This is a genomic window from Novosphingobium sp. KCTC 2891 (genome assembly GCF_025938155.1).
Taxonomy (GTDB): domain Bacteria; phylum Pseudomonadota; class Alphaproteobacteria; order Sphingomonadales; family Sphingomonadaceae; genus Novosphingobium.
This window is the reverse complement of record NZ_JAPCZG010000009.1, coordinates 1-22,689: the sequence shown is the minus strand read 5'-3', so window position 1 is coordinate 22,689 and position 22,689 is coordinate 1. Positions and strand designations below refer to the sequence as shown.

General features: G+C 62.4%; 23 protein-coding genes and 2 tRNA genes. 11 read left to right on the top strand and 14 right to left on the bottom strand.

What is annotated here, in order from left to right:
- Positions 1-71 precede the first annotated feature (71 nt).
- From OLX02_RS15775 to OLX02_RS15740, 8 genes are all read right to left on the bottom strand, one after another.
- Complete coding sequence (locus tag OLX02_RS15775; RefSeq protein WP_264424402.1) at positions 72-3,500, bottom strand: ATP-dependent helicase; 3,429 nt, start codon at positions 3,498-3,500, stop codon at positions 72-74.
- Between the two features lie 3 nt (positions 3,501-3,503).
- The gene (locus OLX02_RS15770; RefSeq protein ID WP_264424401.1) at positions 3,504-4,166 is read right to left on the bottom strand and encodes a hypothetical protein; all 663 of its coding nucleotides are present in this window, start codon (positions 4,164-4,166) and stop codon (positions 3,504-3,506) included.
- Positions 4,163-4,942, bottom strand: a complete 780-nt coding sequence (locus tag OLX02_RS15765) for an RNA polymerase sigma factor (protein ID WP_264424399.1) — start codon at positions 4,940-4,942, stop codon at positions 4,163-4,165. Before OLX02_RS15765 ends, OLX02_RS15770 begins: the two co-directional genes overlap by 4 nt.
- A 268-nt stretch (positions 4,943-5,210) precedes the next feature.
- Complete coding sequence (locus OLX02_RS15760) at positions 5,211-8,696, bottom strand: YhaN family protein (RefSeq protein WP_264424398.1); 3,486 nt, start codon at positions 8,694-8,696, stop codon at positions 5,211-5,213.
- On the bottom strand, positions 8,683-9,936 hold the full coding sequence (locus OLX02_RS15755) for a metallophosphoesterase family protein (protein ID WP_264424396.1): 1,254 nt from the start codon (positions 9,934-9,936) through the stop codon (positions 8,683-8,685). The genes OLX02_RS15760 and OLX02_RS15755 overlap by 14 nt, the downstream gene beginning before the upstream one ends.
- Positions 9,937-10,278: 342 nt before the next feature.
- Complete coding sequence (locus OLX02_RS15750) at positions 10,279-11,406, bottom strand: GTP pyrophosphokinase family protein (RefSeq protein ID WP_264424394.1); 1,128 nt, start codon at positions 11,404-11,406, stop codon at positions 10,279-10,281.
- Between the two features lie 499 nt (positions 11,407-11,905).
- Positions 11,906-12,292 carry a response regulator gene (locus tag OLX02_RS15745; protein WP_264424392.1) on the bottom strand — a complete coding sequence of 129 codons (387 nt, stop codon included), beginning with the start codon at positions 12,290-12,292 and terminating at the stop codon, positions 11,906-11,908.
- Positions 12,293-12,340: 48 nt separating this feature from the next.
- The gene (locus OLX02_RS15740) at positions 12,341-13,447 is read right to left on the bottom strand and encodes a sensor histidine kinase (RefSeq protein WP_264424391.1); all 1,107 of its coding nucleotides are present in this window, start codon (positions 13,445-13,447) and stop codon (positions 12,341-12,343) included.
- Between the two features lie 354 nt (positions 13,448-13,801).
- On the opposite strand from OLX02_RS15740, the gene OLX02_RS15735 reads away from it, so the two are divergent.
- The 3 genes from OLX02_RS15735 to OLX02_RS15725 all read left to right on the top strand — a co-directional run bounded on the left by OLX02_RS15735 (position 13,802) and on the right by OLX02_RS15725 (position 14,989).
- The gene (locus tag OLX02_RS15735) at positions 13,802-13,963 is read left to right on the top strand and encodes a hypothetical protein (RefSeq protein WP_264424390.1); all 162 of its coding nucleotides are present in this window, start codon (positions 13,802-13,804) and stop codon (positions 13,961-13,963) included.
- Positions 13,964-14,108: 145 nt separating this feature from the next.
- A complete protein-coding gene (locus OLX02_RS15730; protein WP_264424389.1) occupies positions 14,109-14,585 on the top strand; it encodes a hypothetical protein in 477 nt (158 codons plus the stop codon).
- A gap of 44 nt (positions 14,586-14,629) precedes the next feature.
- A complete protein-coding gene (locus OLX02_RS15725) occupies positions 14,630-14,989 on the top strand; it encodes a thermonuclease family protein (protein WP_264424387.1) in 360 nt (119 codons plus the stop codon).
- Between the two features lie 12 nt (positions 14,990-15,001).
- On the opposite strand, the gene OLX02_RS15720 is transcribed toward OLX02_RS15725, so the two are convergent.
- Positions 15,002-15,610: an SOS response-associated peptidase gene (locus tag OLX02_RS15720; protein ID WP_264424385.1), complete on the bottom strand. Its 609-nt coding sequence runs from the start codon at positions 15,608-15,610 to the stop codon at positions 15,002-15,004.
- A gap of 99 nt (positions 15,611-15,709) precedes the next feature.
- On the opposite strand from OLX02_RS15720, the gene OLX02_RS15715 reads away from it, so the two are divergent.
- Positions 15,710-15,892, top strand: coding sequence for a DUF6771 family protein (locus OLX02_RS15715; RefSeq protein WP_264424384.1), 183 nt, complete (start codon positions 15,710-15,712; stop codon positions 15,890-15,892).
- Here the strand turns inward: OLX02_RS15715 and OLX02_RS15710 are convergent.
- The 3 genes from OLX02_RS15710 to OLX02_RS15700 form a co-directional block, all read right to left on the bottom strand.
- Positions 15,836-16,042: a hypothetical protein gene (locus tag OLX02_RS15710; RefSeq protein WP_264424568.1), complete on the bottom strand. Its 207-nt coding sequence runs from the start codon at positions 16,040-16,042 to the stop codon at positions 15,836-15,838. The genes OLX02_RS15715 and OLX02_RS15710 overlap by 57 nt on opposite strands.
- A 185-nt stretch (positions 16,043-16,227) precedes the next feature.
- Entirely contained in the window at positions 16,228-16,488 is a 261-nt protein-coding gene (locus tag OLX02_RS15705) for a hypothetical protein (protein WP_264424382.1), read from the bottom strand.
- Between the two features lie 58 nt (positions 16,489-16,546).
- On the bottom strand, positions 16,547-16,822 hold the full coding sequence (locus tag OLX02_RS15700; protein WP_169495323.1) for an HU family DNA-binding protein: 276 nt from the start codon (positions 16,820-16,822) through the stop codon (positions 16,547-16,549).
- A gap of 196 nt (positions 16,823-17,018) precedes the next feature.
- On the opposite strand from OLX02_RS15700, the gene OLX02_RS15695 reads away from it, so the two are divergent.
- The 3 genes from OLX02_RS15695 (at position 17,019) to OLX02_RS15685 (ending at position 19,848) form a co-directional block, all read left to right on the top strand.
- Positions 17,019-19,034, top strand: a complete 2,016-nt coding sequence (locus OLX02_RS15695; protein WP_264424379.1) for a ParB/RepB/Spo0J family partition protein — start codon at positions 17,019-17,021, stop codon at positions 19,032-19,034.
- A gap of 134 nt (positions 19,035-19,168) precedes the next feature.
- A complete protein-coding gene (locus tag OLX02_RS15690) occupies positions 19,169-19,471 on the top strand; it encodes a type II toxin-antitoxin system HigB family toxin (RefSeq protein WP_225010847.1) in 303 nt (100 codons plus the stop codon).
- Positions 19,472-19,482: 11 nt separating this feature from the next.
- The gene (locus OLX02_RS15685; RefSeq protein WP_264424376.1) at positions 19,483-19,848 is read left to right on the top strand and encodes a helix-turn-helix domain-containing protein; all 366 of its coding nucleotides are present in this window, start codon (positions 19,483-19,485) and stop codon (positions 19,846-19,848) included.
- Between the two features lie 31 nt (positions 19,849-19,879).
- Here OLX02_RS15685 and OLX02_RS15680 read toward each other — a convergent pair.
- Both OLX02_RS15680 and OLX02_RS15675 read right to left on the bottom strand, forming a co-directional pair.
- A tRNA-Ile gene (locus tag OLX02_RS15680) sits at positions 19,880-19,955 on the bottom strand.
- 5 nt (positions 19,956-19,960) lie between these two features.
- Positions 19,961-20,046 (bottom strand) — tRNA-Leu (locus OLX02_RS15675).
- A 180-nt stretch (positions 20,047-20,226) separates the two neighbouring features.
- Between OLX02_RS15675 and OLX02_RS15670 the strand changes: the two genes are divergently transcribed.
- The 4 genes from OLX02_RS15670 to OLX02_RS15655 all read left to right on the top strand — a co-directional run bounded on the left by OLX02_RS15670 (position 20,227) and on the right by OLX02_RS15655 (position 22,605).
- Entirely contained in the window at positions 20,227-20,424 is a 198-nt protein-coding gene (locus tag OLX02_RS15670; protein WP_264424374.1) for a hypothetical protein, read from the top strand.
- Positions 20,425-20,487: 63 nt separating this feature from the next.
- Positions 20,488-21,009 carry an MbcA/ParS/Xre antitoxin family protein gene (locus OLX02_RS15665; RefSeq protein ID WP_264424373.1) on the top strand — a complete coding sequence of 174 codons (522 nt, stop codon included), beginning with the start codon at positions 20,488-20,490 and terminating at the stop codon, positions 21,007-21,009.
- Positions 21,010-21,119: 110 nt separating this feature from the next.
- Positions 21,120-21,677, top strand: a complete 558-nt coding sequence (locus tag OLX02_RS15660) for an RES family NAD+ phosphorylase (protein ID WP_264424372.1) — start codon at positions 21,120-21,122, stop codon at positions 21,675-21,677.
- Positions 21,678-21,855: 178 nt separating this feature from the next.
- Positions 21,856-22,605 carry an ArdC family protein gene (locus OLX02_RS15655; protein WP_264424370.1) on the top strand — a complete coding sequence of 250 codons (750 nt, stop codon included), beginning with the start codon at positions 21,856-21,858 and terminating at the stop codon, positions 22,603-22,605.
- Positions 22,606-22,689 lie beyond the last annotated feature (84 nt).

The following is a 22,689-nucleotide window of genomic DNA, read 5'->3' as shown; positions in this document are numbered from 1 at the left end:
TGCCCCTCTTTCGTCCCTTACCTCCCTGATCGGAAGGCGAGCGCAGAACCGGAAAGCCGGATCGCCGTTTGTCAGGTCAGATCGAGATCGCCCCCAGGCGTCGCCGCGCAGACGAAGAAATGCGGGCAGCGTGGACAGGTGACCGCGTCGATCTCGACCGGGAAATCGCCGACGGCGATGCCCGCCAGCATGGTTTCGCTCTTGACCCGGCGGTTGCCGAGCTTTGTCGCCGAGAGCGTGACGGGCTCGGCCGAGCCGTCAGTCAGGTGCAGTGCCTGCACCACCACGCCCGCGCCGAACTGGGCTTGGGCCGCCAGCTGGTAAAGCGTGTACTCCAGCCGGTCGTACTCGTCGCTGCGCTTGTAGCCCGTGCGCACCCGCCGGACGACGACGGTGCCGTCGGGAAGCTCGGCCAGCTCATTCGGCTCGACCATGACCCGCCCGTTGGCGAAGTCGATGGCGAGCGGCTGCGCCTTGCGGAATCGGCGACCCGCGCCCGCATCTATCAGCGCCGCCACCAGACGACCCGCGAGCCGTCGATAGTCGGCGGCGAAGGCGTGGTCGGCAGGTCCGCGCTTCGCCCAGATCGCCTCGAAGGTGGCCTCCACCTCGGCAAGCGTCGGCGTCGACGTCCGGCGGGCGTCGGCGAGCCAACGGAGCAGGTCGTAAAGGCAGTCGTGTGTGCGCGAGAAGGCGGTCGGCTTTCGAGCGCTGCCCAAGCCAAGCACGTGGGTGTAGAAGAAGCGGCGCGGGCATTTCTCGTAGGCACCGAGCCGACTGTCGGTCAGCGCCCAATTCTCGGGCCAAGCGATCGCGATCGGTCCCAGCGAGGAGGCACCTTCCGGGGGCGGCATCATCGCCGGTCGGGCGATCTCGCTCACCCGGCCACCCGGCAGCCAATCCAGATAAGGTGACGGCGAGCGGTTGTTGCCGTTGGGCTGTTTGCGTGCAAGCGAGAGCGTTAGGTGCGTGCGCGCCCGAGACAGCGCCACGAAGAAAAGGCATTCCTCTTCATGCTCGTGCGCCCGTTTGGCCTCGTCCGAGACGGACAGCGCTTGCGCGCCCTCGATCAACCCGATTGGCGGCGGGCAGCGCTGGCCGCGATTCGAAGCCGGGAAGCTCGATTTAGTGAGGCCGGGCACATGCACGGCCTCGAACTCGAGGCCCTTGCTGGCATGCACCGTCATGAGACGGACCGCGTCCAGATGCAGTGCCGCCGCCGGCACTTGGCGCAGGTCGCGCTCCTCGGCTAGCAGCACCAACTGCCGCACTCGATCGAGCGTTCGTTGGATCGGCGCGCCCGCCCCCACCGGGCTCTGCTCGCGCGCGAAGTTCAGGAACTGCCAGATGGCGACCGCGCGCATTCGCGCCGTCACCGTGCCGGCCGCCCCGTGACGGCGCGCAAGGTCGGTCCGGTCCAGCAGATAGGTCGACAAGAAGTCCCAAGCCGAACTGCGCGGCGAGAGCCCCGCTAGATCCGCCGCGAGCCGCGCAACGCCCTCTCGGCCGCCCCGCGAGAGCCCGGGCGCGCTCGCGGCCTCGGCGAGCCCCGTCAGCGCCGGCCGCTTGTCCGCGCGAAGGTGGCGCGAGACCGCCCTGACGTCCTGCAGGCTAAGCCCGTATCGCGGCATTGCGCCGACGCGCACTAGCCCGTCGCCGAACGGATCGACCGTCAGGCTGAGCAGCGCTAGCAGGTCGCGGACCTCTTCGCGTTCGAAAAGGCTACCCAGATGCAGAACCGGAATGTCGCGCGCCTCCAGCGCCGCGGCGATTTCGTTCAAGCGGTTGTTGGACCGGCAGAGCACCGCCTGGTCGCGCAGCCGAACGCCGGCGGCTTCGACCTCGCGGACTCGCGCTGCGACGCCGGCGGCTTCGTCCGACAGGGTCTCGAAGCGGCGAACCTCGGGCTGACCCGGCCCCGCGCCCCGATCCGCCTCGAGCGCGAGCGGAAGCATGCCGTGCGACGCGCCCATGTGCGGAGCGACCGCCGCGAAAGCGTGAACCACTTGTTCGGTCGAGCGGTAATTGACGCCGAGCTGGTCAACGACGGCGCCCGGATAGTCCGTGGAGAACCGCGCCATGTTGACCGAGGACGCGCCGCGAAATCGGTAGATCGACTGTCGCGAGTCCCCGACCACCCAGAGCCGCTCACCGTCGCCGACGACCGACTTGAGCAGGCGCGCGCTGGCCCGGTTCACATCCTGATACTCATCGACCAAGACATGCCGATGGCGCAGCTGCACCGCCGTCCGGATCGCTGCATCCGTATCCAGGAGCCTCGCCGGCAACATGATCAGGTCGCCGAAATCGACCCCGCCATGGCGGGTCTTGGCGTCCTCGTAGAGATCGTAGATGTCCGCGATCTCCAGGCATTTGGCGGCCGCGACCTGCCTATCTTCGTCGGTGCCAGCCGCATCGCGCATCGCCAAGGCCAGCGCGCGGTAGCGCACCGGATCGGCCATCTCGTCCTTGGCGCGCGAGATCGCCGCGACTACGTCGCGGAGCACCATCGCGGGATCCCACAGATTCCGATAATGGATGAGCGGAAGCGTCGGCAGAATCTCCTCAAGCAGCTCGATCGCATCACTGCGGTCGAACAGGGCGGGGTTCGACGACAGGCCGAGCCGATGATGGTGACGACGCACCAAATCGAGCCCGAAGGCATGAAATGTCCCGACCCAGAGTTTGGGCGCGGCCTCGGGCAGCGCGCTCGACAGGCGCTCCGAAAGCTCGCCGGCGGCCCGGTTTGAGAAGGTGAGGATGAGCATTGCCGCCGGATCGATCCCCTCCGAAGCCAGCGAGGTCACGCGCTTGACGAGGGTGCGCGTCTTGCCGGTGCCAGGCCCCGCTTGGAGCTGGAACGGCGAGCCGCGATGCGCGGCCGCCCGATCTTGCGACGGGTCCGGTCTCGGCAGATAAGCGGGTGCCGGCTCCGCCGCCGCGAGCTCGGCCTCGGGCAAAAGCAAGGCATCGAAAAGCTGTTGGCGAACGAGCGCGATCGGCAGCCCCGTCCGGGCGGTGATCTCCGTGGCGCCAAGCCCTTGGTCGACATGAAGACGTCGCGCGAGCGCGCGCGGAAGCATCAACTCGCGTCCGAAGACGTTCGCCTGAAGCTCGCGGCGCTCGCGCGCGCCATAATCCTCGACGCGTTGCAGCCCGACTTGCGCGGCCTCGGTCGAGCGCGAAGCGTCGATGTCCGTCGCCGCGCAAGTCGCCGAGCCGGCATGGAGCCGAGCGTGCCCGATCTCGTGTGCAACCAGCAACGCCCGAGCAGGCCCGTTGCCGTCGGATTCGCAGCAGATGCTCCCGCTTTGATCGTCGTATAGTGCGCGTGCGCCCTTTAGGGCCGGATCGTCGGCTGGCAGCCAGACAAGCTCGAGGTCGAGATCCGCCGCAGCCGCCTCGACCAGCGCCAAAGGATTGAGCGGGTCGGCGCCCTTCGCCACCAGCGTCTCATGGAGCGCTGCGGCGGCGGACCGGATCGGCTCGAACGCATCCATCGATTAGAGCGCCAACAGCGCGCTTTGTTGAGCCTCGCTCAAGCCAGAGCTCCGCACGGCCTCCTCGAAGGTCTGGCGGCCGCCGTTGTTGGGCTTGCCGTCCGCCTTGTAGAATTGTGGGCCCGTCGCACCGGCCTGAGCGGCCGCAAAGTGAGCGATGACCACATTGAGCGGCGCGTGCAAATCATCGGCGACCCGCTTCCGAAATCCCGGCGTCAGCGTGTCGGGCTTGATCTGTCGATCTCTCAGTTTGGCGACAAAAACGCTGTTGGCGTCCAGCCGCCTCGCGAACCCGCGAAAATCCTCGCGCGAGAGCGAAGCGAACGGATTTATTGCGTCCGCCGAGACCAATTGATCGGTCGCGGCCTGCAAGCGCGTCGGCTCCGAGACCGCATGCAGCCGGTTCTGAAATCGGCTCATCGCGCGCGAGACGGCCGGGCTCAAGACATTCGGATCAAGAGCAGCTTCAGCCGCCTCGACGACCGCATCACCATGCAGCGCGTCGATGGCGATGGCGATAGCGTAGTTGGTCAGTTCGCCGCCGAACTGCGGGAAGCGACGCACGACATCATCGAGCAAGGCCGCGTCAGGGACATCCTTTGCGATCGACAAGGCATAGAGCGCCTCCCTGAGACTGGGCGGGCTAGCGGTGAGTGTCGGGGTCATAGATCCTCCTTGAAACGGGCCAGCTTCGTCGCCGCCCGTGTCAGTCGGTTGCGAATTGTGCGTCCGGTGCAGTCGCAGCGTGTCGCTGCGGTCTCCTCGCCTGGATCGTCAGACTCTTCCTGATAGCCGAGCGCGTGAACGAGGATGACCGCGTCGCGCTCATCGGGCGGCAGTTCTAAAATCGCGTCGTGAAGCTCGGACCGGAAAACGTCGCTGTCCTGCGTCGCCGGCGAGCGGAACGCCTCAGACACGCGAGCGAACACCTCGTCGTGAGGTTCAGGCTCGCCGTCCTTGTCAGGCTCAGGCATCTGCGCCACGTGCTTGAGCCGCCCGGTCTCGCGACGGACGACGTCGATCCGGAAGAAGCGGAAGGCGCGATTGAATTTGCACTCATAGAAGTCCAGCTCGTCAGGATCCTTGCCTGTGCCGTCGCTGGCGAACAGTTCGCTGAACTCGCCCAGTATGTCCTCCCGAACGGTGGCGGCTTCCGGCAGTTGGCCGTCTGGAACCTTGACAATCAGATTTGCCTCACAGCGGGCGAGCAGAACCGGCAGCACCAGACTGATCAGCCCTTGATCGCCGGTCCGGCGCCCATGCCGGACCAAGTGGACGAGCGTCTCGGAGCGTAGATGGTTGGCGTCTCGTGGGTCGGTGATGGCAAGCCGGGCGCGAAGCGGCTCAGGAGACAGCGTGAGAGCTGCGTCGATTTGCGCTTCAACGGCATCCGGGCGAACGAGGGGGCCGTCGGCGCCGATTTTCTGTAAAGTTCGAGCCATTATGCCCCCTTGCCTTATGCAACAGCGGTTCTGCGAGCGTCCCAAAAGCCCGCTCGTCTCCGCAGATCGCGGCGGGGCCGGAAATCCGGAAAGCCATTGTTGCTTATTTCGACGGTTTCTAAGCCTTGGCGCAAACCGTCCTTCGAATGGCTTTGATGTGCCCTTCGCAACTTAAGCCACCCCCAGAAATGGTAAGTTCCTGCAGTTCGTGCCTGCACCGGTCGATAATTCTGGCAACAGTATCGGCGGGTAAGTCGGCGGAACGACCTCACGCCGCACGATCTAGGTCGATTAAGTTTGCAAGGCCTCGTTGCGTAAGCGGTTCGGCGAGGGCCCGGACGCTGCGATGGTGCGTGAACAACAGGACCTGGTTGGTCTTGCCAAACTCGGCGAGCAGGTCGAGCGTGGACCGGCTGCGCTCATCATCAAAATGCACCAGAATGTCGTCCGCGATGAAGGGCAGCGGCTCCGTCGCACCGGCATAATTCTCAAGACTTGCCAGCCGAAAGGCGAGGAAAAGCTGGTCGCGGGTGCCGTCGCTCATGGTCGCGACCGCAGCAATACCACCATTGGCTCGCCTTCCAACCACGACCGGATGGCCTTTGTCATCTATATCGGTCTCGATTGCGGCAAATTCACCGAGGGTCGTTGCCGTGAACAGTTCGCCTGCCCGCGCAATGAGCGGATCTTGCTGCTCTGCGCGGATCGTTGCCATGGCCGACGTCACCAATTCGCGCGCGACCGATAGCTCGAGATAGCGTTCGAGGGCGAGATGCATCTGCGCAGCCGCCGCCTCGCGTTCTGCAACGGCGTGATTGACCTCGCTCTGGCTCAGATAGGCAGCAAGATCGTCCTTTGCCGCCTTCTCAGCGAGAATGGCTGCCTCGATTTCGCTCTCAATTTCGGTTGCCCGCGATGTCTGCTCGGTCAGTTCCGCGCGAACCTCATCGAGGTCGCGTCCATCCCATTCAGCCCGCAAAGCAGTGAGATCAAGCTTGTCACCAACGTCCGTCGCAGTGCGTTCCGCCAGCGCGATCTCGTTGCACAAAGCCATGCGTGCTTCACACCGTGAAGCTGCGTCCAGAAGGGCCCCATCATCGCCGCCATCAAGTTTTGCCGAAGCCGCGAGCGTAGCCAGCTCCTCCCGAGCGGTGCCGAGGGCCTCTTGCGCCTGGTCGGCCTCGACCTTCGCCTCCTTAAAATCGGGCAGAACCTCATCATGTTGGGTTTGCGCTGTTGCGTTGTCGGTAAACCGGGCCAGCAGCATCTGCGCTGCAACCACACAGTCTTCGCCGATCTGGATGGCAAGTTCGGTCGCGAGGTTGCGCACATCCGCCGTTAGGCTCGCCTCAGCTTCGTCCATGCGCTTTAGCCGCTGGCGGGACTGTCCTATTGCCGAAAGCACTCCGCGTGCCCCGACCCATTCGGTGACGGCACTGTTGGCATCTGTTGGCGAAATGTCTGGTTTCAGCCCCAGCGCACCTGCCGCCGCAGGCCATGCCGCGTCCCAGGCAGCCTGTGCATCCGACAATTGTTGCACTTCCGCCTCAACCAGCTTGTGCTGCCGCGCCAAGTCCTCCCGGTCCCGCGTGTCCCGGACATATTCGGCATGGGCCTGTTCGTGCCGGGAGATGGCATTCTGCACCGCGCTGACTCGCGCTGCGAATGAGTGACTGGAATCGAGCTTGCGGCATTGTTCCACCCGTTCGAACAGCTCGACGGTCGGCGCAAGTTGGGCTTCGTCAATTGCGAGCGCACTTGATGAAGTGCGTAGCCGTTCCGATTCGTCCAGCACCAATCGCCGTGCCTGGGAAAATTGGAGCAGTGAGGCCAGTTCTGGATGTTTGGCTTGAACTTGCGGGAAACTCTTTCCCCATTGGGCGATGCGCACTTCCGTCTGCGCCGCAAGTGCAGCCGTCTCGGCCTCTGCCGCCGTGACCGCAGTCCTTGCCTCTGCGACGCGCCGCAACGCGAGTGCGAGCGATGCAGCGCGTTCTGCCTCTTCGGCTCGGCGATCGGCAAGTTCGTCCGCAGACACGATTGCCGTTTCCAGACCGTCGGCAGCGGCAAGGCGAGCGGTGGGATCATCGGGCAAATGTCCAGAGACATATGCCGATTTTATTGGCTTCCAGGCATCGGCGCGCAGCGTGCGCGCTTCGGCAAGTGACGCGTCACTTGCAATGGTCCCGGATGCCTGAAGCGCGCCAATCTCAGCCTCACCGGCTGAAATCTCGCGCTCGGCTTGTCGCTTCAGCTTGGCCTGATCCTCGATTTGCAAAGTCAACGACTCGCGCGCGGCCTGCTCACCGCGAGTATCGTCAACGCTGGGACATGGCAGAGTGGCAAGCGCATCGATGGTCTCGAAGCCAAGCGCCTGGAGCCGTCCGGTTAATGTGGCGCTGTCAGTATCCAGCGCCTGCTGACGTGCCTGGTGCGCCGACTTCTGGGCCGCAAGGCTGGCAAAGGCCGATGACGACGCCTCGGGCGGAGCATCATGCCCCGCCAGGCGTGCCGCTTCCAGACGATCGTCAATTGCCGCAAGCGAAGCCGCCAGTTCGCCAAGTCTCTTTCGGGCAGAAGCCAGACTTGGACGGCGCTCCAACATCTCGTCGGCAGCCGAGCGCACAAGATTGAGGGCAGACTGGTCCGGGATCAGGGGTGCAAGGTCCGCATCGGCTGGCAGACCAAGCATCCGGCGGAGCGCCGCCAGTTGAGCCTCGCCCTCGTCAATCTCGCGCTGACGATTGGCACGATCGGACCGCGCCTTGCTGACGTGAATGGCGCGTTCAGCCAGATCACGCACCCGCTGTTCGGCGGCTTTGAGACCCGGGTTCACCACCAGCGCATCAAGCCGTGCCTTCAGGCGGTTCCGCCGCTCGATCGCGCCCTCGAGCCGTGTTTCAGCCTTGTTGCACTGGTCCAGGGCAGTCCGCATTTTGGCCGCAAAATCATCCGGGAAGGACGCGACATCGTCGTAGTCGACCAGATTCAGTGTAAAGTTGGCCAGCTGACGCAAGTGAGGAGCGACGCGCAGGACGCGCTCCAGCCGGGATGTCGATGCACCAAGGCTGCGCCTCTCTGATCGTAGGGCCTCGAGCTTTTCCGCGGCTGCGAGCGATGCCTTGCGCGTCTGCTCAAAGGTTTCCCGGGTCAGCTGCGCGCCGCGTGCCGTCTTTTCGGCTGCCTCGAACGCCGTCAGCTGCTGGTAGAAAACACGATTTGCCGACCGCCTCGTATCGAAGAGCTTGGCCGCTTCGCCATCGATAACTTCGAGGCGAGATACCAGCGTGCGCAAGCCGCCGCCTGCTTCGACGATCAGACGCCCGATGTCGCCATCGGCATGAAGCAATCGCTCCCCGCCGTTGCGCAAGGTTTCGTGGTTCAGACCGAAGAGCGTTTGGAACCGCTCTCGTGTGATGGCGCCTAGTACCGGCGCAAGGACGGTGTCATCGAGCGCCGTTCCAGACAGATCAGCCAGTGTCTTGCCGTTGCCCTTGCGGCGCTTGAGCGCAAGTGTGCTGCCATCGGCCATCAGCATCGAAGCCCCGATGCGCATGCCATCATATCCGAACAAGCTGCCACGCTGGGTATTTTTGGGGATCGAGAACAGAAAGTCGCTGATCGCCTCGAGACAGGTGCTCTTGCCCGCCTCATTTGCGCCGTACACCACAGTGAGGCCCGCCGTTTCCGAAATGGTGAGTTCGCGGCTGGTGCAACCGCCATATTTCTCAAGGCTGAGTTCAGTCAGGCGCATGACCAGCCTCGCTGACTAGACTGCGCGCAAGGGCTGCGGCGCGTTCGGGTATCTCGGTGCGCATCTGCTCAATGAATGCATCGGCATGTGCGCCAGCGGGCAGTTTCGTCCGGATCTCGGCAAGACGTGCTTCGAGCACTTGTGCAATCGCGCTGTCCTGGCTGAGGCGGGTTACCTCCTGATCAAGCTTTCCAGCCACGGTCGGGTCGACTGCGTCGGGGGCTGCCGGATGTTCGGTATCCAGCCTCAGCTTCTCGAGCCACACATCATCCGAAAGCGTTGCCAGCAATGTTTCCACGTCCTCGCGGAAGACGGCGCGCTCGAGGATCAATTTGGAATGGAGCGGTGTTGTTCCAGCCACCGTCAGACGAAGGGCAACGGGCCGTCCGTCGCCCTGCTCTACGCTTTGTGCGATATGGCTGCGAATGAGATCTAGTAGTTCCGGATGTTCGCTCGTTCCCGACACATCAACCGTGATCGATGCCCAGCGCACCACATCCAGCGCACGATGCTCGAGGCTGGTGACTCTGCCGTCATTGACTTTGACTAGGACGGCCCCCTTGGGGCCCGTCTCTCGTGGGTGCCGGCCCTGAAGATTGCCGGGATAGACGATGTGCGGGTGCTCCGCGAGCACGGCATGGGCGTGGACGTGGCCTAGTGCCCAATAGTCATAGCCATGATTGGTTAGCTGCTCGGGCGTGCAGGGAGCATAGCGGGCGTGATGACCTTCGCTGCCCGCACAGGCGGTATGGAGAACGCCGATATTGAACATTGCCTTGGCTGCCGCCGGATATTCGCGCGCCAGATCTTCGGAGACGTCCGGGCGGGGGAAGCTCCGCCCATGGATCGCGACCCCGACATCATCGAGCCGATGTGTTGCAGCCTTGGTCTTCGGAAAGACATGGACATTGCCCGATAAGGACAGCTTGTCGGCAAAACGATTGGCGGAGTCATGGTTGCCAAGCACCATGAACACCGAGATGCCGGCTTCGTCCAACCGGCGCATTCCTTCCATGAAGTAAAGACCCGTCTGGAAGTTACGCAGATCGCCATCGAAAATGTCACCGGCCAACAGCATGAACCGGCAGCCCTCATCGATCGCAAGGGCAACCAGGTTATCGAAGGCTTCACGCGACGCCGCCTCGACGCGTACAGCATATTCCGCAGATTTACCCGCCAATCCAATTAAGGGGCTATCGAGGTGAAGATCCGCGGCATGTACAAAGGTAAATTCGGTCAATCGAAGGCCTCCCGTCTCTGGTGTCGCACGAACCACCTTAAAATGTCTTGTGGAAATAATTCCATAGCATTTGAGGAAAGTGGCCTGAGCTCCACAATCTCGTCAAGATGTAGTTTGCGGGCGGCCTTGGGATGAGTCGGTTGGCGCCGATGGTTGGTCGGTCCTGGCAAGACATGTCATGCGACCGGTTGTTTGGGAACGAGTGAAACGTCCCAGCCCTCGTCATTCCAGCGCCCCGCAACGACTGTGAATGAACGATGGGTTCCGACACCGCAACCCAAGCCCCTGAATGTCCGGAATGTCAGCGCTTTCAGCCGTGCTCGCTCAGTACCCGATGGCCTCCTATTCGCGGGCCGCAGGTCGCGCCCGCGCCACGCGCGGGCGGGAATCCCGCTCCTCGGCCGGCGCAATATCTGCGATCCATGTGTCGAAGCGCTCGCGTGCGATGTTCACGAGCATATCGGAAAATAACTCTCTGTTGGCCGCGTAAAGGCAATGGCGCATTTCGGTGTAAGCGTTGAACGTGTCGCCAAAACCGTTGGCCAAGAAATATTCCCGATACCGTCGAACTAGTCCGATCGTTTCGCGCAGGTAGTAGTTGAACCTACCCCGACTGATGCCGGGCTGGCGGTTGATAACCTCTGTCGTGAAGCCATCCACCTTCTGGGGCTCGAACTCGAAGTTTGGGAAGAAGTGACGGGCGATGCGCAACAGGCGGAATGAATCCAGCGCAGCGTATTGTCCAGGCGCGACATCCTGGGCGTCAAGGGCCTCCTGCTCAGCCTGCGCAGCGCTTTCCGCTTCCAATTCCTCGCCCTGCGCCTTTTCGATGGCAGCGCTGGTGGCATCCCGGACCTGGCGGAACTCGCGGTCCGCCAGTTCGAAAAGCGCGGCCAGAGTGTTGATGCGACGCTTCAGATCGGCTGGAATTGATTTCTTGTACTTGATCTTGTGATCGAGCGTGCTCCACGAATCCTGCACGATTGTTCGTATCTGCAATTCAAAACAAAATGGAGCGAAAGGTGCGTACTCGGGCATGCGCGCGCGTGCCGCTCCGAGGCGCAGGTCGAGATGAAGGCCTTTATAACCGAACTCATTATCGGTGCTCTCGATCTTCGTGATCTTGTCTGTGACGTCTATTACTTCAAACTGATCGCGAATGATTGCAGCGATCGGCTCAACGTCGTCTTCGTAAAGGCATACTAGACGGAGGCCGATCAGATCGGTGATATGGTCCTTAATCTCATAGTCCGTCTCGCTGTTCTCGAGTCCTTCGCGATATTTGCGGCCGAACTTCCGGATAGACTCCTCGCGGTCCTTGAGCCGACCGGTTACAGTAGCGGTCGCATATTCTCCGCCAGCGAGCAAAGACCGGAGGAGGGTCATGAAGGATGCCTTGGCTCCCTCCATGAGCGCTGCGGTCTCATCGTAATAGTTACGAAACGCCGCCTTCTCAGCGTCGAAGTCCAAAGATGCCACTCGCCCCATCCCTTCTATGATCCTCATTGGCGCGTTTATTCGAAGCGATCACCACGCGACAAGAGAGAAGGATCCGGACTGATAATCACGGGCAACTGACGTGCGCTGCTCAAATGCATAATAGCCGCCTTCGGGGTTTGCTCGGGGCTATGCGAAACACCCGAACAAGGACGCGAATCTGCCGTCAACTCGGCACATGAATGTACGGCAACTTTCAGGGTGCTCCGAATCCTGTTCGAACGTCTGCTCAGTCAGCGACCTTGGTCGACCCGCTCCGCCGCAATTGAAGCGGCAGCTGCCGACCATCTCAAGTCATTCCTTGGACGGCGTGTATACCGCTGGTCTTGACAAATGCTGCCATTCGCGAGCGCGGAGTGGCGTATTCGGTTTGGACTTCCGACTGTCGGGTTTAGACCGGTGATCTTGAGCTGCCGATGCTCGATCTCGACATAAATTCGCGCGCCCAGGCAGAAGCCAGGCAGTCAGCGCGCTATTCGGAGACGGTCAGCAGGGAAGAGATCGCTACTACAACCTGGGCTAGCGCGAAGGGCTTGGTGATCATCGCGCTGTGGGGTACGCCTCGCGACGTCCACTCATGTTCGCTCGCCGCGGTGACATAGACGACAGGAATTCCGGCGGTTATTTCGCGTGCGGCGCGTGCGATATCCCAGCCATCTGGACCAGCGCCAAGATTGATATCGGTGATGAGGCCCTGCAGAACGTGTGCCGGCGACGCCAGGATCTTGAGCGCCTCTTCCCCATCGCTGGCCACCATAACATGGAAACCCGCATCTTCCAGGGCCGTGACCATCAACTCCTGAATGAGCAACTCATCCTCGACGTAAAGCAGGACGGGTGCCGCCGGATCGGTGGGCATGGGTTGCACTACTTTCTGTGGGAGCCGCGTGCGGTGCGCGCGGGTATTCTAAAGAACGCTCCGCGTGTCCGATTGTGCCCGGCCCCCGCCATGGATTACCGCAACGAGCGTCCCAGGATTTGCATCACTGATTTCGACGATGGCCTGGAGCTGCTTTGCCAGCGCCTCCACTATCCCTGTGCCGAGCCCTAGCTCCGGCTTTGCCGGTCTGCCAACGCCGTCATCGGCTACAGATAATGTCCACGCCGGTCCGTCCACCGCATAGTCGACGAGCACTTTGCCGCTCTGCAGCTTGTCCGGGAACGCGTGCTTCAGGGCGTTGATGATCAATTCCGTTACGATCAACCCAAGGCTGACAGACACGTCGGAAGAGGCTTCCGTGTCGACAATGGTGGGCGTGATCGTGATGCGGCTTGTATCAGCAATCATCGAGGCGCCTATCGAGGCGCAAAGATCAGTGATGTAGGGCCGCAGAGCCACCGCGCCCGTCGCCTTTTCCGCAAGCTGCCGTTGCAGCGTGGCGATGGACATAACGCGATGATGGGCGTCGTTGAGATGGGTGCGGGCTTCCTCGGACTGGACCTTGCGAGCGCTCTGCATAAGCACGCTGGCGATGATCTGGAGGCTATTGGCCACCCGGTGTTGAAGCTCCTGGAGCAGCACCTGTTTGGTGCGCACGAGATCATCCTTTTCACGTGCCAGATCCTCGTTTTGACGCGCGGCGTTGCGGGCCGCAGTCATGTCGGACACGGCCAGGACAAGGCGAACGTCGCCGGGCTCGGCAAAGCCGAGTCGCTGGGCATTGATAACCAGATGCCGAACGTTCGCCCCCTGCACGAAATCGAGTTCGTATTCCGGGATCGCAGCGCTGCCAGTAAGCGTCGCGTTCATAAGGGATCGCAGCTTGGGAAGGTTCCACTCGCCGGCACCAAGCGCGAACAGTTCGCTTCCCGTCACCGTATCCGGATCAAGCCCGAACGCCTCGCAAAAGGTTGCGCTCGCCGCCTGAACGACAAATCTGGCATCGAGCAGTATGAGCGGAGTGCTGGAGCAAAGGACGAGTGCCAAGCCCAGGTCGATGGGCATAGGGGTCAAATCTGGCGTAAACAATTCCATGGCCGAAGCCTGCCAATGCCAGAGGATCGCGGTGCGCAAGCCATACCCGGTAGTGCTGGAGCTGGTCCGAAATGCGGTATGGTCCAGTCCGTGCCGACGATGGTAACACAGCCTGGCCCGTTCGATGCATTAATTCGAAAAGCCGTCGAGCACCCTTTCGGCCAGATGGAGATGGTCAGCAATGGCCGCCCACGGGACACAGGCTAACGGTCTACGAGGCTGTTGTGCAGTCCGCTTCGGCCACGGCGATACTCAAGTTTTGAACGCCTGCTCCCGGCAAATGCCGACGATCAGAAGTTGCTTCGGCAATGACGGCAATGTCCCAGGTATCGTCAATCCGCGATCAGTCCGTCGATGTGAAGGAGCGGCAGGTCTCTATCCGATGATCCAAGTGTGGGAACGGCGGCAATCGAGGCGCCAACTGACAGCTATTCGCGCCGCCTCGATAATCTCGCGCGTGTTCGCAACCTGCTGGGCGGTGCGCCATCCACTTTGTGGCAAAAAGAAAAGGCCGATCAAAAGACCGGCCTTGAAAGTTTGGGAGAGGATGCCTGAAAGGCACGCCCTCCCTGAACCTCAAGAGCCGATGTTGCAAGTGCGAAGGACGTAAGCTCCGTTGCAGTTTCCGCAAGTGCGCCTGCGCACCGACGCCGCGCGGCTGCGCCCATCACTCCTCAGTCACTGATATCAGGAGGCTTTTATGGTGGATCGCGTATCTGCATCGATCACGCTCGGCGGTGTGCTGTCGTCGGAAGACTTTGCCCATTTGCTCAAGCTGATCGCGGACGAAGACCTGTCCACAGAATGGTATGGTGAAGCCTTTGATCCTGCCCACCGCGTCCCCGGACAGTCTTTGACGCTTCATGCGCACGAGGTTGCGTGGGGGCGTTTCGACGCCCTGGCGCGATGGTGCATTTCGAGGCAAGTGCCGTTCGCCGGCTGGTCGGGCGCATTTTCTGGCGAATGCGGCGGCGGGCGCGTCGTGTTCGAACGTGGCACTGAACCGGAATATTACGCAGCTGACGAGGTCGATGAAGTCGTCATCACGCGGCGCATGGTCGAGAGGCTCGGGTCGATCGAGGCCATCCTTGCCTATTTCGATGCGGCCGACGTCACTATTCCGCCATTGGTCATCGCTGGCGACGACACCGGCGTATCGGGTGCCGCCCAGTCCTGAGTTGCTGGCTGGCCTTGCGGCAGAGGGAACGATAGAAGCGGCCTATGTCCTTGTTTTCCTTCCTTGCGCTTGGCGCCGCCAGCACGTTGTGCCCATCGATGTCGGTCCACGATGGCGACACGATCCGGTGCGGATCCGAACGCATCCGCATCGCCGACATCGACGCCCCGGAACTCCCGGATTCGCCGAAGTGCCAGGACTATCGCGCGCGCTACGCCTGGTGCGATTTCGAGAAGGGCTATGCGTCCCGTGACGCACTCCGTGCCTTTCTTGCTAAAGGGCGCGTTGTCGTCGTGCGCCAGGGCGTTGATCGCTATGGCCGCACCCTTGCACTGATAAGGGTCAATGGCGTTAATGCCGGAGACTGGCTGATCGGCCGTGGTCTCGCCAGGCGCTGGAACTGATGCCAGGGGCACTCAGGTGCCGCGGGACCTGACCCAGGCTTGGTCTGTGCGCTCCACCGTAAGCGGATAAGGACACGGGCGGCAGAGCGCGAAGGCTTCGTCCGGCTCGGCTGCAAGCCAGCGCGACCAGTCGTCCGGCGCGAGCACGACTGGCATCCGGTCATGGACATCGGCCATCTGCGGGCAGCCATCGACCATGACCATACTGTAGGCATCGCCCCACTCGTGGGTCGGTCGCCAGATGCCGGCGACCGCGAAAAGTTCGGCACCCGCCAGCGAATACCAGGTGCGGGTCATCCGTCCTTTCTGGCCTTCGGCTTCCGCCCAGGCCGTGACCGGGATCAGGCACCGCCGCTTGACGAAGCTGTCGCGCCAGAACGGGGTTGCCAGCTTGTCCTCGCGGGCATTGTTGACGGTCTTGGGCTTCAGGGCCTGACCCTGTTTGCCTTTGAGCGTCAGCGGAAAGCCCCAGGTCATCGTACGGGCTGTTCCTTCCGCCACGACGAGGCCGGGATAGCCGGGATAGACTTCTTCGCCAAAGTTGGCGCCGACGTCCGCGCGAGCGCCAAAAAGCTGCCCGACTTCGGCGACGTTGGCCCGCATCTTGTAAAGGTTGCACACGCGCGGAGTTCATCTTGGCTCGGCCGGGAAGTCAATCGGAGAGCACGCTCCCGGTGCTCCGTCTTGCGTCAATGTTCCTTATATGTTCCAATATGCGTCATGCGAATCGACCATGACACCATAGCCCAGGCCATCCTTGCGGCGCCCGGTTGGGCGCGTGTCGGCATAACCGCCCCTGATGAACGGATGCGCGAAGATGCGGCGCAAGAACTCGCGTCGGTCATTCTAAGCGACAAACGCCGCGACACTGGCGGCGATGACCAGCTTGCTCTCGCGCTGTGACCAGTGCGCTGGACGGCCGATGGAACGCACCAGGCCACGTGCATCTTTGAGGCTGCCTGCTTCCACCAGGCGATCAAACCCGTTTGCCAGTGCGGCCATGCTTCGACCTTCAATCCGCATGGCCTGTGGTGGCTGTTCCAGCAGCGACACTGGGACGACCGTTTCGCTGAGGCCCGGTCCCACTTCTGGTGCAGGGTCTGCGGGATCCGAACCCGCAGAAAGATCATGTCCGTCAGGATCGAGACTGCAAAGCCATCGGCTGTCGATGTGATCCTGCCATGGCCCGACGAGCGTGAATGGAAGCGCGCCGTTCGGCGTTTTCGAGCCTGACGGGCTCAGTTGTCGGTCACGCGACCCAGCATATCCATGAAATCGCGCGCTGCGTTCCGGTCGTTTGCCTCCTTGAAGGCGACGTCGAGATCCGGGGCGTTGCCAAGAATGTACATCAGCGCCCACATTGCGAACTTGCGGCCGCGATCCTGCTCGAGCCCGAAATCGACGGCCAGTCGCTCCTTACCGGCTTCGAGCGCCGCCGGACTGACCGCGCCAAGGTCGGTCGCCCCGAAATAGCGCTGCATCTGGTCGTCGAAATCCATTTCTCGTCCATCTACCCGAAGAAGGCAGGGCGTCCGGCTTGACCGGACGCCCGATCGATCAGGCGTTGATCTTGTCCTTCACCGCCTTGGCGGGCGCGAAGGTCAGCTTGCGCGCAGCAGCGATCTGGATCGTCGCGCCGGTCGACGGGTTACGACCTTCACGCGCCGGCGTGTCCTTGATCTTGAACTTGCCAAAAGCATTCAGCGAAATTTCGTCGCCCTTGGCGGCGGCATCCGCGATCGCCTCGAAGACGGCGTCGACGATCTTGCGTGCATCGGTCTTGGTCAGACCGTGGCCGTTGGCAACGGCTTCGGCGAGGTCGGCAGTGTTCATGGTGAGTGGCCCTCCAGAATTCGCGGAATGACTAACCCGCAAGCGGGGCATCGTCCAGCCACGCGCATTTCGATCGGGATGCACGGGCGACTGCGGGCGGCAGGTGCTTCGAAGTCGGGAGGGAAGGGGGAGCGGGGCTTTGAGCCTGGCGGACCGATGGTCGGTGCACGGAGGCTCGCTAGTCAGGAGCCAGTTCATGATTTCAGGAATTCCCCTCAACAAGCTCGCGCCCTCGCCGCGCAATGTGCGCAAGCATTCGGACGCGGCAGCCGATGCCGAACTCAAGGCCAGCATTGCGGCCGTCGGCCTGCTGCAGAACCTCGTCGTGCGCGCGGCCCCCAAGGGGCGCTACACGGTCGAAGCCGGCGAACGCCGGCGCCAGGCGCTGATGGCGCTGGCCGATGACAAGGTTCTGCCGCGCGATCATCCGGTGGCCTGCCTGGTGCTTGATGCCGATGATGCGAACGCGGTGGAATCGAGCCTCACCGAGAACTTCCAGCGGTTGAACATGAACCCGGCAGACGAGGCACAGGCCTTCGCGACGCTGGTCGCCGAAGGTGCGCGCGCCGAGGACGTCGCCCGGCGCTTCGGGCTGACCGTACGCTTCGTCGAGGGACGCCTGCGGCTCGCAAACCTGGCGCCGGTCGTGTTCGAGGCTCTGGCCGCCGGTGAAATCACGCTCGATCTTGCCAAGGCGTTCGGGGCGACCTCGGATCGGGAAATCCAGGCGCGCGTGTTCGGCCAGATGTCCACGTCCTACTATGCGCTCAACGCAGCCAGCATCCGGCGCATGGTCCTGTCCGAGACCGTGCGCGGCAACGATCCGCGCGCGCGGCTTGTGGGCCGCGAAGCCTATGATGCCGCTGGCGGCCGCATCGAGCGCGAACTCTTTGATGATGAAGACAGCGAGGCGTGGCTCGACGTCGCCCTGCTCGAGCAACTCGCGACGGCACGCATGGAAGCTGAGGCGCATGCCCTGGCCGAACAACATGGTCTTGCCTGGGTTCGCCCGACGCTCGACAACTACGCCAGCCACGAACTGACAACGGGCCTGACTCGGCTCGTCAGCGAGCCGGCTCCCTTGTCGGACGATGATGTCGCGCAGTTGGAAGCCCTCGATGCCGCTTACGACGAGCAGGCGGCGATCCTGGAAGACGAAGACAGCGACGACGACGCGATCGCTGCTGCCGAAACCGAAATCGAGCGGATTGACCATGAAAGCCGCACCATTCGTGATCGCCCACAGGTCATTGCGCCTGAGCTGCGGCCACAGGCGGGCATGATCCTGACGCTCGGTCGCGACGGTACGCCCGTGCTGCAGCCGGTATTTTACGGAGAAGGCGCCCCTCGGCCCGACGGAGAGGACGACGATGGCGTCGAGGCCGTCACGGAAAAGGGTGCGGCCGGCCCGCGCCGATCGGTGCTTTCGAAGCGGCTTGTCGATGAGCTCGCCATGCAGCGGCGCGATGTGCTGTCGCTCCATGTGGCGTCCGATCCCTCGCTCGCCCTCGACGTGCTTGTCTTCACGCTTGCCGATGCAGACACGACCGATTGGAAGAACAAGGCCGCCTCGACCTTGCGCGGTGGCGTGCCGAACGGCCCGATCATCGGTTTTGAACCCGCTGATGCTCCGGCTAGTGCAGGCCTGGCCGAGTTTCGGGCCAGTCTCGATGAAAGCTGGCGCGCCGGTGAAAGGCCCGCTGCCCGGTTCGACCTTTTCCGCAGTCTCGATGACGAAGCCCGCGCAAGCTGGCTGGGCTTCCTGGTCGGCCGTACGCTCGAAGCCAGCCTCAACCTCGACGGTGACCGGCGCATTGGCTTCATCGACCACCTTGGGGGCATTGTCGGCATCGACATGGCGCGCTGGTGGCGACCGACGGCCGCGAACTACTTCGACAGGGTGTCGAAGCAGGTGATCCTCGATGCCCTGGGCGACGTTGGCGGGCCTGAGCTTTCGAGCCGGTTCGCGTCGGTCAAGAAGCGCGACCTCGCCCTGAGCGCCGAAAGGGTCTTTGCAGGGGCCACCATTACCGAAGTGGATGTCCGCGACCGAGCGCTCGCCTGGGTGCCTGAGGTGATGCGCTTCGGAGAGCAAGACCCCGCAGTTGCTGAGCATACCCCCGCGGATGCAGTCGATGGCAACGGCGACGAAGCCATCGACGCAGCTTCCGCTGTCGGCCTTGATCCGGTTCCGGAAGCCCGAGCCGCCTGAACTCTCCTGACGGGCTGGTGGGTCATGGGCGAAGCGGCTTCTTCCTGCCCTGGAAGGGGCCGCTTCTGCCACTCCGATTCCCATCTCGGGAATTTCCAGTTGATTCCCATTTTGGGAATTGCTAGGTGCTGTGGATGAGACTTATCGCCCGTTCGAATCTGGTGGCGTTCTGGGAAGCGCATCCTGAAACCAGGGCATCTCTGGCCCATTGGATAACGGTCGTTTCCAACGCTAGCTGGCAGAACACCGGCGAAGTGCAGGCATCGTTCTCAAAGGCAAAGGTGCTGAATGCTGAACGCGTACGTTTCGAGGTCGCCGGGGGCAATTATCGGTTGATCGTGGCGTTCAAATTCGAGGCACAGATCGCCTTTGTGAAGTTCATAGGCACGCACAAGCAGTACGATGCCATCGACGCGCTTACGATCAGCGTGTTTTGAGGAGGTACGACATGGATATCTTTCCCATCAGGTCGGACGCGGATCATCGCAAGGCCGTGCAGGAAATCGAGCGTCTGTGGGATGCCAGGGAGGGGACTGAGGAGTTCAACCGCCTCGATATACTTGCGACTCTGGTCGATGCCTACGAAGCCAGGCGCTGGCCCGTGGAGGATCTCGATCCTGTCGACACCATCAAGGCGGATATGGAACTGAACGGTCGATCCTTGAGCGATCTGACCAAGGTCATTGGCAAAAGCCGGGCTAGCGAAATTCTGAAGCGTCGTCGGCCATTGACCTTGGGGATGATCAGGAAGCTGCATCATAGCTGGCATATTCCAGCGGACCGCCTGGTCGGAGAATACGAACTTTCGCACTGAGCAACCCGGCGGGATCTTCCGGAAATCGAAGTGGTGGGCCCGGCAGGACTCGAACCCGCAACCTAGCCGTTATGAGCGGCCAGCTCTAACCGTTGAGCTACAGGCCCCACCCTGGTGCGGACGGCGGGACTCGAACCCGCACGGGCAAGGCCCAGAGGATTTTAAGTCCCCGACGTCTACCGGTTCCGTCACGTCCGCATGAAGCGCGGCATTTGCGGCAATGGGACTTTCGATGCAAGCCTTCGCTCCCGACGGGCGTTGGTGCTGTGGTGAATTTGCCTTATGCTTTGGACGTCCTTTTACATGCGGAGGCGTCCGTTCGAGCGTGGCCGTGGCGATTGCTCGTCCCCACGGGGTCCAGTGGCGATTGAGGCTGAAATGCGTTTCGATTTCTATGCATACCTGGTGGAAGCCGAGGAACGGAAGCGTGAATTTGGGCTAACCGACGAAACTGTGGTCACTGAAGTTCTCCGCAACAAGGGGGGAGCCAGAACCCCGCGCAAGCGCGTGGCGCTGGAGCGCATGGAGCAGCGGGCGCGTGCTGCTGGCCGGAAGCCGGTTCGCGCGCATTTCTGACGGACGTCGGCCGCACTTGCGAAATGTCCAGATTTGGACTATATCCAGATCAGGAGTAAAGCGATGGCACAACCTCGTACAGCGATCAACGGACCCCAGGCGGCAGGAGGGCTCGATCCCTCTCGCTTTGCGCCGGCCAACCGGCGCCGCTTGAGCGCACCGGGAGTGCGTACGTTCCTCGCCATTGCTGATCTGTGGGGGCTGAACGAGGAGCAGCGTCGCCTGATCCTCGGCTATCCATCGCGATCAACCTATCATAGCTGGTGCAAACATGCGCGCGAGCATGGCGCTTTCACGCTGGATGTTGATGTCCTCACGCGAATTTCTGCGGTCCTGGGTATTCATCAAGCCTTGGGCGTGCTTTTCAATGATGAGCATGAGGGCGTGGCATGGCTCCGCCAACCGCATGATGCGCCAGCCTTTGGCGGCCATCCGCCGCTCGATCTGGTCGTCAGCGGTACGCAAGACGGGCTGATGGTTGTCCGGCGTTTTCTCGATGCCGCACGGGGCGGGCTCTATATGCCACCTGGCGCCACCGATGTTGGTTTCGCGCCGTACAAAGACGGTGAGATCATTTTCCAGTGACTGCGCGCTTTGCGAAGGCACCCAGGCCCAGTTTCCGCTTGGTTCCATCGCGCTTTCCCCCGATTGGACTGTTCGACACGGTTTCGACCACGGCTGATGCCGAGGCGGTCATGGAACTTGCCGGATGGACCAACGACAGACTGGTTGCCGCGCGGATCAACCGCCTTCCGCGTGATCAGTGGGTTTTCGGTCGACCCAATTCCAGCGTCGTGATGGCGAGTTTCCTGCATGTTGCGCCGGGCGGCATGCGTTTCAACGGACCTGATCTTGGCGCCTGGTACGCCTCGCCAGAAATCGAGACGGCTGCAGCCGAAGTCGCGCACCATCTGAGGCGCGAGGCGGTCGCACGAAACGTGCCGGGCATGAGGCGGGTCTACCGGACCTATTCTGCCACGCTGCTCGGCGACTATCGCGACATTCGCGCCATGCAAGTCGATTGCCCGGACCTTTATGGGCAGGAAAGCTACGAGGCCGCCCAGAGCTTTGGCGAAGCCGTGCGCCAGGAGGGCGGGGCGGGCATCCTCTATGACAGCATGCGCCGACGTGGGGGTGTAAACATCGCCGCCTATCGACCGGCCAACGTCATTGATGTCGTGCAAGCAGACCACTTTGAAATCAACGTGGAAGCCCGTGGCAGAAACATCGTGGTCAAGCGCCTGTCTGCGTGATGGATACAATCTGGCAGCGGAGGGACTGCGGTACTGTTCGCGTGAACACGCTTCCCAGTTTCTCATTCCTTATGGACCTGCTGACAACCAATCCGTGAAATGAGAGGAGAGGAGAGGGGGCTTTGCCTGCGGCGAGCCAGACGGCGTTTGTGCCTGTCGGCTCGTCAGGAGGTCCCCCATGTCGAAGTTTGCTTCGCGCCAGACCCACGAGAGTCCGGCAGCGCGCATCACGCGCGAGATCATCGCCCGGCTCGAAGCCGGCACCAGGCCGTGGATCCGGCCCTGGCGCGGCACGACCACCACGCGCCCCTTGCGCGCCTGCGGCATCCCCTATCGTGGGTTGAACGTGTTCTGGCTCTGGATGATCGCCGATTTCTGCGGTTTTATGTCGCCCTACTGGATGACGTATCGCCAGGCCGCGCTGCTCGGAGGGCAGGTGCGCAAGGGCGAGAAGTCCACCATCGCCATCTTCTACAAGAGCTACGCCAAGGAAGTTGAAGCCCCGGACACGGGCGAACGCACCAGCGAAGCGCGCCGCGTGCTCAAGGCCTACGCCGTGTTCAGTGCGGACCAGGTGGTTGGCCTCCCCGAACGGTTCCATCCGGTGCCTGTCACCGCTCCGGTTGAACCGGAGGGCCGGGAGGCCGAACTCGATGCCTTCTTCGCAGCGCTCCCGATCCATCTGCGACACCAGGGCGATGAGGCCTACTATGAGCACGTGGCTGATCGGATCACGATGCCCTCGCCGACGCTCTTCTCAGGGTTCGATCAGTATTACGCCACGCTCGGCCACGAATGCTCGCATTGGTCAGGGCATAAGTCCCGCCTGGATCGTGATCTGAAGGGGCGGTTCGGAAGCAGTGCCTACGCCATGGAAGAGTTGATCGCTTTATCTGGACAGTCTGCACCGTGCCTGACGCTTCATTGAAGGGTATCGTCCGGGCGCGACGCAGGGGGGCATCAGGCCGGATGAAGCGCTCCCAATAAGCTGGCGTAGTCCGGCCTGATGACC